Genomic DNA, 8,634 nt, shown 5'->3' with positions numbered 1-8,634 from the left:
ACTGATCTACATCGAGCTCATGCGCTACTCGCTCATGGACTCGGTGCCCGCGAGCAGCCTGCCGCACCACGTGTGGATCATGGCCGCGGCCTGGGCCGTGATTGGCGGCCTCGGCGGTTTTGTCTTCTTCTGGAAGGCAGAGGAGGAGTACGGCCGTGGATGACCAGGAGATGATGGACAGCGTGCTGGAGCCCGAAGGGCCTCCGCCGCCGCCCACCGAGAAGATCCCGACGGTGATCGTCGACAACATGCACATCGTGTACAAGGTCTACGGCGCGGGCGCGGGCAAGGGCAGCGCGACCTCCGCGCTGTCCCGGATCGTGCGGCGCAAGGCCTCCCCGGCGCTGACCGAGGTGCACGCCGTCAAGGGCATCAGCTTCACCGCCTACAAGGGCGAGGCGGTCGGTCTGATCGGCTCCAACGGCAGTGGCAAGTCCACGACGCTGGCCGCCATCGCCGGCCTGCTGCCGCCGGCCCAGGGCGCCGTCTACACCGACGGCCAGCCGGCCCTGCTCGGCGTCAACGCGGCGCTGATGAACGACCTCACCGGCGAGCGCAACGTCGTGCTCGGCTGCCTGGCGATGGGCATGACCTACGCCGAGGTGCGCGAGAAGTACCAGGACATCGTCGACTTCTCCGGCATCAACGACAAGGGCGACTTCATCTCGCTGCCGATGCGCACGTACTCCTCCGGCATGGGCGCGCGGCTGCGCTTCGCGATCTCCGCGGCGCGCACCCACGACGTGCTGATGATCGACGAGGCGCTGTCCACCGGTGACATGGCCTTCCGCAAGCGCAGCGAGGCCCGCATCCGCGAGCTGCGCAAGGAGGCCGGAACGGTCTTCCTGGTCTCGCACAGCAACTCGACGATCCGCGACACCTGCAACCGGACCATCTGGCTCGAGCACGGTCTGATCCGCGCCGACGGCCCCACCGAGGACGTCGTCAAGGAGTACGAGGACTGGACCAACAAGAAGTAGCCGGCGCCCGGGCGAAGGCCGGAGTCACCCGCTTGCCGAAGCCGTGCGCACACCGTCCATAACGATCCGGCAGCCGCCGGGGCCACCCGCCCCGGCGGCTGTCCGTGCGGGGACGTAGGCTGCGGGCATAGGGTATGAACAAGATCGTGTGTCCGGCGGGCGAGGCAGCCCGAATGCCAAGGCGTGTCCCCTGTGGGCAGCCTGTCAAGATCGGTGTAGAACGGGGGGGTGGCGGTCATGGCGGTGCGCGAGCAGCAGTCGGGTGAACTGATGTCCGATGGGGGATCATCGGGGGCGGTTCTCGACAAGGCGGCGCGGGAGAACTTCCCCGTCGCCCCCTTCTTCCTGCCGCCCGCCATGCGCGAGGGCCTGATGGCCGTCTACGGCTTCGCCCGCCTCGTCGACGACGCGGGCGACGGCGATCTCCCGGACCCGCGCGGCACCGCCGAGCTGCTCGGCGTGGAGTACGGGGACGCCCCGGCCGGCAGCGAGGCCGCTGCGGACAAGGACAAGGAGGGCTCCTTCCGGCTCGCGCTGCTGGACGCCCTCGACGCCGACGTGGACGCCGCCTTCGAGACCGTCCTCGGCACGCCGGGCGCGCGGGCGCCGCGGCACCCGCTGATCGCCGCGCTGGTCCCGGTCATCGGGCGGCACGGGCTCACGGTGGAGCCGTTCCGCGGCCTGATCGAGGCCAACCGGATGGATCAGCGCGTCTCCCGCTACGAGACCTTCGACGACCTCCTGGCCTACTGCGAGCTGTCCGCCAACCCGGTGGGCCGGCTCGTGCTCCAGCTCGCCGGCCTGGCCACGCCCGAACGCGTGCGCTGGTCCGACGCGGTGTGCAGCGCCCTCCAGGTCGTCGAGCACCTTCAGGACGTCGCCGAGGACCGCGCCCGCGACCGCGTCTACCTGCCCGCGCAGGACATGAAGCGCTTCGGGGTCACCGAGAAGGACCTCGACGCCGCCCGCGCGGGAACGCCCCTGCGCGGGCTGGTGCTGTTCGAGTCGGAGCGGGCCCGCGCCCTGCTGGACGAGGGCGCGCCGCTGCTCGACTCCGTCAGCGGTCGGCTGCGGGTGCTGCTGGCCGGCTTCTCGGCGGGCGGCTACGCCGCCCTCGGCGCCGTGGCCGCCGCCGGCTACGACGTCCTGGCCGGCGCACCCAAGGCCGGCAAGGGTCGCCTCGCGCGCGAGGCGGCCCTCGCTCTGGTGCTCGGCGGCCGCCGAGCCGCCACACGTGGCAGTCGTTCGAAAGGCATGAGGTGAGTCCGCAGAGCTACGGATCCGGCACGATCGCGGCGGCGCCGTCACCGCAGGTGGCGGCGGCCTACCAGTACTGCGAGGCGGTGACCGGAAGCCAGGCCAAGAACTTCTCCTACGGCATCCGGCTGCTGCCCGCGCCCAAGCGCCGCGCCATGTCCGCGATCTACGCCCTCGCCCGGCGCATCGACGACATCGGCGACGGCGGCTGGTCGGACGAGCGCAAGTTCGAGGAGCTCGGCCGCACCCGGGCGCTGCTGGACGAGATCCGCGAGGGCACGGTCGAGCCCGAGGACACCGATCCGGTCAAGGTCGCGCTCGCCCACGCCTGCTCGCTGTTCCCGATCCCGCTCGACAGCTTCGACGAGCTGATCGACGGCATGGAGATGGACGTCCGCGGCACCTCCTACGCCACCTTCGACGAGCTGCGCCACTACTGCCGCTGCGTCGCCGGGACCATCGGCGTGCTCTCGCTCGCCGTCTTCGGCTGCACCGATCCCAAGCGCGGCGCCGAGTACGCCGACACCCTCGGTCTCGCCCTCCAGCTCACCAACATCCTGCGCGACGTGCGCGAGGACGCTGGCAACGGCCGCCTCTACCTCCCGGCCGAGGACCTGGCCGCCTTCGGCTGCCGGCCCGAGGGCTTCGGCCTCGCCGTGCCTGCCGCCGGACGGACCGCGTCCGTTTCCCCGGCCTCCGGCGAGGACTTCCGCGGCCTGATCCTCTTCGAGGCCCGCCGCGCCCAGGGCTACTTCGACGAGGGCCTGAAGCTGCTGCCGATGCTGGACCGCCGCAGCCGCGCCTGTGTCGGCGCCATGGCCGGCATCTACCACCGGGTGCTCGAGCGCATCGTCGCCGAACCCGAGGCGGTGCTGCACGGCCGCGTCTCGCTGCCCGGCTGGGAGAAGGCCTACGTAGCACTCTCCGGGCTGGTGGGAGGGCGTTCCTCTTGAAGGACCGTCCGTTCGTGTCGAACCCGTTTGCCCGTCCCGTCCGACGGGGAACCACACGACGCCGCGCCGCGTCGCGGCCGTCGGGAGACCGGAAAGGGGGGTGGCTCCGATGAACAGGACGCGTCAGGGCAGGGCCCTGGTGATCGGCGGTGGGCTCGCGGGCATCACCGCCGCGCTGCGCCTGGCCGACGCCGGCCTCGAGGTCACCCTCGCCGAGGCCCGACCCCGCCTCGGCGGCCTCGCCTTCTCCTTCCAGCGCGGCGCGCTGACCGTCGACAACGGCCAGCACGTCTTCCTGCGCTGCTGCACCGCCTACCGCGGCCTGCTCCAGCGGTTCGGCGTCCGCGACGAGGTGATGATCCAGCCCCGCCTGGACGTGCCCGTCCGCGACGTCAACACCGGCCGCCAGGGCAGCATCAGCCGCGACCCGCTGCCCGTCCCGCTGCACCTGGGCCGCGGCCTGCTGCGCTACCCGCACCTGAGCCTCGCCGAGCGCGCCGCCACCGGGCGCGCCGCGCTGGCGCTCAAGCGGCTCGACCTCGCCGACCCGGCGCTGGACCGCCGCTCCTTCGCCGACTGGCTGCGCCAGCACGGCCAGTCCGCCCGCGCCGTCGAGGCGCTGTGGGACCTGGTCGGCGTCGCCACCCTCAACGCCACCGCCGAGGAGTCCTCGCTGGCGCTGGCCGCCATGGTGTTCAAGACCGGCCTGCTGACCGACCCGGGCGCCTCCGACATCGGCTTCGCCAGGGTCCCGCTCGGCCGCATCCACGACGACATGGCGCGCGCCGCGCTCGACCGCGCCGGCGTGCGCGTGCTGCTGCGCACCCGCGCGGCGCAGATCACGCCCGGCCCCGACGCCCGCCACGAAGTCCAGTTGGAGGGCGAACGCCTCGACGGCGGCGCGGAGACGCTGCGCGACCTCGACGCCGTCGTGCTGGCCGTCCCGCAGGACGCCGCGCACGACCTGCTGCCGCCCGGCAGCCTGGCCGAGCCCGAGGCGCTGCTCAAGATCGGCTACGCGCCGATCCTCAACGTCCACGTCGTCTACGACCGCCCGGTGCTGGACCGGCCGTTCCTGGCCGCGCTCGGCTCCCCGATCCAGTGGGTCTTCGACCGCACCGGGCACTCGGGCCTGCGCGGGCCCGGCCAGTACCTGGCCCTGTCCCAGTCCGCCGTCCGGACCGAGATCGACGAGCCCGTGGCCGTGCTGCGGCAGCGGTACCTGCCCGCCCTGGAGCGGCTCCTGCCCCGCGCCCGCGAGGCCGAGGTCACCGAGTTCTTCGTGACCCGTGAACGCACCGCCACCTTCGCGCCCACGCCCGGCAACGGCGCGCTGCGGCCGGGCCCGGCGACGGGCACCCCGGGCGTGCACCTGGCCGGCGCGTGGACCGCCACGGGCTGGCCCGCGACCATGGAAAGCGCCGTGCGCAGTGGGACCGCAGCGGCCCGGAACGTCCTGAAAGAGCTGCGATGACCGACATCAAGACCGCTGACACGAAGTCTGCTGACACGAGATACAGCCGAGCGAACGGAGAGGGAACGAGCGTGGTAGCGCGCCCTGATCAGGCACCGACGGCCCCGGCGGCGGACGTGCCCGCCCTGCTGGACCACGGCAGGACCTTGTGCACCCCCGTGCTCCGGGAGGCCGTCTCCCGGCTCGCCGCTCCCATGGACGCCGTCTCCGCCTACCACTTCGGCTGGACCGACGCCGAGGGCAACCCCACCAACGCCGACAGCGGCAAGGCCGTCCGCCCGGCCCTCGCGCTGCTCTCCGCCCGCGCGGCCGGCGCCCCGGCGTCCGTCGGCGTCCCCGGCGGCGTGGCCGTCGAGCTGGTGCACAACTTCTCGCTGCTCCACGACGACCTGATGGACCGGGACGAGACGCGCCGCCACCGCGCCACCGTCTGGACCGTCTTCGGCCCCGCCCAGGCGATCCTGGTCGGCGACGCGATGTTCGCCCTGGCCAACGAGATCCTGCTGGAGGCCCCCGGCCTCGGCACCACCTCGGCCGTCGACGCCGGGCGCGCCGTCCACCGCCTGACCGTCGCCACCCGTAAGCTGATCGACGGCCAGGCCCAGGACCTCTCCTTCGAGCACCGCGACCACGACCGGGTCAGCGTGGAGGAGTGCCTGGAGATGGAGGGCAACAAGACCGGCGCGCTGCTGGCGGTCTCGGCCTCCATCGGCGCGGTCCTGGCCGGCATCGACGACACGGCGGCCGACGCGCTCGAGCGCTACGGCTACCACCTCGGGCTCGCCTTCCAGGCCGTGGACGACCTGCTCGGCATCTGGGGGGAGACGGAGGTCACCGGCAAGCCCAACTTCGGCGACCTGCGTCAGCGCAAGAAGTCCCTGCCGGTCTGCGCCGCCCTGGCCGACGGCGGCAAGGCCTCGCGCCGCCTCGCCGAGCTGCTCGCCGACCCGGAGGGTCGCGGCGACGAGGACGAGGAACAACTCGCGGTGCGCGCGGCGCTGATCGAGGAGGCGGGTGGCCGCGCCTGGACGGCGGAGGAGGCCCGCAGGCAGCACAGCACGGCTCTGGCGGCCCTGGACGAGGTCGCCATGCCGACGGAGGTGCGGGCGCAGTTCGCGGCGCTCGCGGAGTTCGTTGTTGTCAGGGAGAGGTGACGAGATGACAGCATCCGCGGACGGCCGGCTCGACCCACAGTACGAAGCAGAGCCGGCCGCGGAGAGCACCACCACGGAGTCCGAGACCACCCGCCTGGCGCGCGAGACGCTCGCCAGGGCCACCACCCACCTCCTCGGCCTCCAGGACGAGACGGGCTGGTGGAAGGGCAATCTGGAAACCAACGTCACCATGGACGCCGAGGACCTGCTGCTCCGTCAGTTCCTCGGGATCCGCACGGACGAGCAGACACAGGCCACCGCCGACTGGATCCGTTCGCAGCAGGGGGAGGACGGCACCTGGGCCACGTTCTACGGCGGCCCGTCGGAGCTGTCGACGACGGTCGAGGCCTACGTCGCGCTGAAGCTCGCCGGTGACGACCCGGAGGCCCCGCACATGAAGCGGGCCTCGCGCTGGATCCGCGAGCAGGGGGGCATCGCCGCCACCCGGGTCTTCACCCGCATCTGGCTGGCGCTGTTCGGCTGGTGGCCCTGGGAGCGGCTGCCGGAGCTGCCGCCGGAGGTCATCTTCCTGCCGCGCAACTTCCCGCTGAACATCTACTCGTTCGGCTGCTGGGCCCGGCAGACCATCGTCCCGCTGACGGTCGTCTCCGCGCACCGCCCGGTGCGGCCCGCGCCGTTCGGCCTCGACGAGCTGCACACCGACCCGGCCAACCCGTACCGCAGCCGCCCGATCGCGCCCGCCTACACCTGGGACGGCTTCTTCCACCGCCTGGACAAGGCGCTGCACTACTACCACAAGATGCCGGTCAAGGCGCTGCGTCGGCTGGCGCTCCAGCAGGCCGCACGGTGGATCGTCGAGCGGCAGGAGGCGGACGGCTGCTGGGGCGGCATCCAGCCCCCGGCGGTCTACTCGCTGATCGCCCTGCACCTGCTCGGCTACGACATGGAGCACCCGGTGATGAAGGCCGGCCTCGCCGCCTTCGACCGCTTCACGGTCCACACCGACGAGGGCCACCGCTGGATCGAGGCGTGCCAGTCGCCCGTCTGGGACACCTGCCTGGCGCTGACCGCGCTCGCGGACGCCGGCCTCCCGGCCGACCACGAGGCGCTGGTGCGCGCCACCGACTGGCTGCTCGGCGAGGAGGTGCTGCGTCGCGGCGACTGGGCCGTGCAGCGCCCGTCGCTGCCCGCGGGCGGCTGGGCGTTCGAGTTCGACAACGACAACTACCCCGACATCGACGACACGGCCGAGGTCGTCCTCGCGCTGCGCCGCATCGCCCACCCGGAGCCCGGGAAGGTCGCGGGGGCGACCCGGCGCGGCATCGACTGGGTGCTCGGGATGCAGTCCAAGAACGGCGCCTGGGCGGCCTTCGACGTCGACAACACCTCGACGCTGCCGAACAAGCTGCCCTTCTGCGACTTCGGCGAGGTCGTCGACCCGCCGAGCGCGGACGTCACCGCGCACGTCGTGGAGATGCTCGCGGCCGACGGCAAGGCCGGGGACCCGCGCACCCGCCGCGGCATCGACTGGCTGCTGAAGGAGCAGGAGGAGGACGGCTCCTGGTTCGGCCGCTGGGGCACCAACTACGTGTACGGCGTCGGCTCGGTCGTCCCGGCGCTGGTGGCGGCGGGCCTGCCGACGGAGCACCGCTCCATCCGGCGCGCGGTGGCCTGGCTCACGGAGAAGCAGAACGCCGACGGCGGCTGGGGCGAGGACATGCGCTCCTACCAGGACAAGTCCTGGGCCGGTCGCGGCACGTCGACGGCCTCGCAGACCGCGTGGGCGCTGATGGCGCTGCTGGCCGCCGAGGAGAGCGGCGAGGTCGTGGACCGCGGCGTGCGGTGGCTGGCGCAGACGCAGCTGGCCGAGGGCACGTGGGACGAGCCGGAGTTCACCGGGACGGGCTTCCCGTGGGACTTCAGCATCAACTACAACCTCTACCGGCTGGTCTTCCCGGTCACGGCCCTGGGCCGCTACCTGTACGGGACGCCGCACCTGACGCCGAGCGAGGTCGACCACGACACCCTGCGCAACGTCCCGGCCCCGACCGGCGGCGCGTCGGACGCCCCGGCGCCGAGGCGGCTGCTGCCGTCCCTGGCAGGTCGGCGACTGCGATGAGCTGCGACCACCTCAGGAGCGCGGGGAACTGCGCGAGCGACCACCCCGTGCGGATGGCCCTGCTCGAGCGGCGACACACCACTTCAGTGGCTTGTCGCGCACTTCCTCGCGCCCCCGGGTGTGAAGGTGGTCCACGTGAGCGGTGACAGATCCGGGCCTCTTGTGGCGTGCGCCCTCGGGATCGAGGCGCTCGCGCTGCGGGAGGCGCGGCCGGTCAGGACCGGGATGGGACCGGCGCGCGCGGAGCGCGCGATGCGCGAGACGCTCCGCGCGCGGGCGCACGCGCCGTCCGCACTGGTCTTCGCGGGCCTCGGTGCGTCCGTCGTCACGGGAATCCGTCCGGGGGACGTCGTGATCGCCACCGAGGTGCGCGACGATCGGGGTGTGGTCGCGGAAAGCACCCCCAAACTGCTCGAACAGTCGCTCGTGGAGGCCGGGCTGAGCGTGCACCAGGGCGTTCTCCACTCCAGCGACCACGTGGTGCGCGGAGCGGAGCGCACGCGCCTCGCGGAGGCGGGCGTCACCTGTGTCGACATGGAGACCGCCGCCGTCTGCCGGGCCGCGCCGGGCGTGCCCGTGCTGTCGGTCCGCGTCGTGGTCGACACACCCGAGTACGAGCTGGTCCGCCCGGCCACGCTCGCGCACGGAATCAGGGCGCTGCGCGCCCTCAAGCAGGTCGGGACCGTGCTCGCGACCTGGCACCCGAACGTTGTTGTGGGTTGAGGAGAGTCCTGCC

The 8,634-nt window shown here is 72.8% G+C and carries 7 protein-coding genes and 1 pseudogene; all 8 read left to right on the top strand.

Features of this window, described 5'->3' with window-relative positions; genetic code table 11:
* Positions 1 to 163, top strand: a pseudogene (locus TR50_RS47480) (ABC transporter permease); the annotation flags it as partial.
* 7 nt (positions 164 to 170) lie between these two features.
* Positions 171 to 980, top strand: a complete 810-nt coding sequence (locus TR50_RS41705) for an ABC transporter ATP-binding protein (RefSeq protein WP_042435756.1) — start codon at positions 171 to 173, stop codon at positions 978 to 980.
* Positions 981 to 1,217: 237 nt separating this feature from the next.
* Positions 1,218 to 2,243 carry a squalene synthase HpnC gene (gene hpnC, locus TR50_RS41700; RefSeq protein WP_236654819.1) on the top strand — a complete coding sequence of 342 codons (1,026 nt, stop codon included), beginning with the start codon at positions 1,218 to 1,220 and terminating at the stop codon, positions 2,241 to 2,243.
* Positions 2,240 to 3,190, top strand: coding sequence for a presqualene diphosphate synthase HpnD (gene hpnD, locus TR50_RS41695; RefSeq protein WP_042435744.1), 951 nt, complete (start codon positions 2,240 to 2,242; stop codon positions 3,188 to 3,190). Before hpnC ends, hpnD begins: the two co-directional genes overlap by 4 nt.
* 109 nt (positions 3,191 to 3,299) lie before the next feature.
* Positions 3,300 to 4,664 (top strand): hydroxysqualene dehydroxylase HpnE, encoded by a 1,365-nt coding sequence (gene hpnE, locus TR50_RS41690; RefSeq protein WP_042435741.1) that lies wholly within the window; start codon positions 3,300 to 3,302, stop codon positions 4,662 to 4,664.
* Positions 4,661 to 5,818: a polyprenyl synthetase family protein gene (locus TR50_RS41685; protein WP_084701907.1), complete on the top strand. Its 1,158-nt coding sequence runs from the start codon at positions 4,661 to 4,663 to the stop codon at positions 5,816 to 5,818. The genes hpnE and TR50_RS41685 overlap by 4 nt, the downstream gene beginning before the upstream one ends.
* 4 nt (positions 5,819 to 5,822) lie before the next feature.
* Positions 5,823 to 7,898, top strand: a complete 2,076-nt coding sequence (shc, locus tag TR50_RS41680) for a squalene--hopene cyclase (protein WP_084701905.1) — start codon at positions 5,823 to 5,825, stop codon at positions 7,896 to 7,898.
* 135 nt (positions 7,899 to 8,033) lie between these two features.
* The gene (locus TR50_RS41675) at positions 8,034 to 8,621 is read left to right on the top strand and encodes a phosphorylase family protein (protein ID WP_042435735.1); all 588 of its coding nucleotides are present in this window, start codon (positions 8,034 to 8,036) and stop codon (positions 8,619 to 8,621) included.
* Positions 8,622 to 8,634 lie beyond the last annotated feature (13 nt).

Source organism: Streptacidiphilus anmyonensis (assembly GCF_000787855.1).
Taxonomy (GTDB): Bacteria; Actinomycetota; Actinomycetes; order Streptomycetales; family Streptomycetaceae; genus Streptacidiphilus; species Streptacidiphilus anmyonensis.
This window is presented reverse-complemented; position numbering and strand designations above follow the sequence as displayed.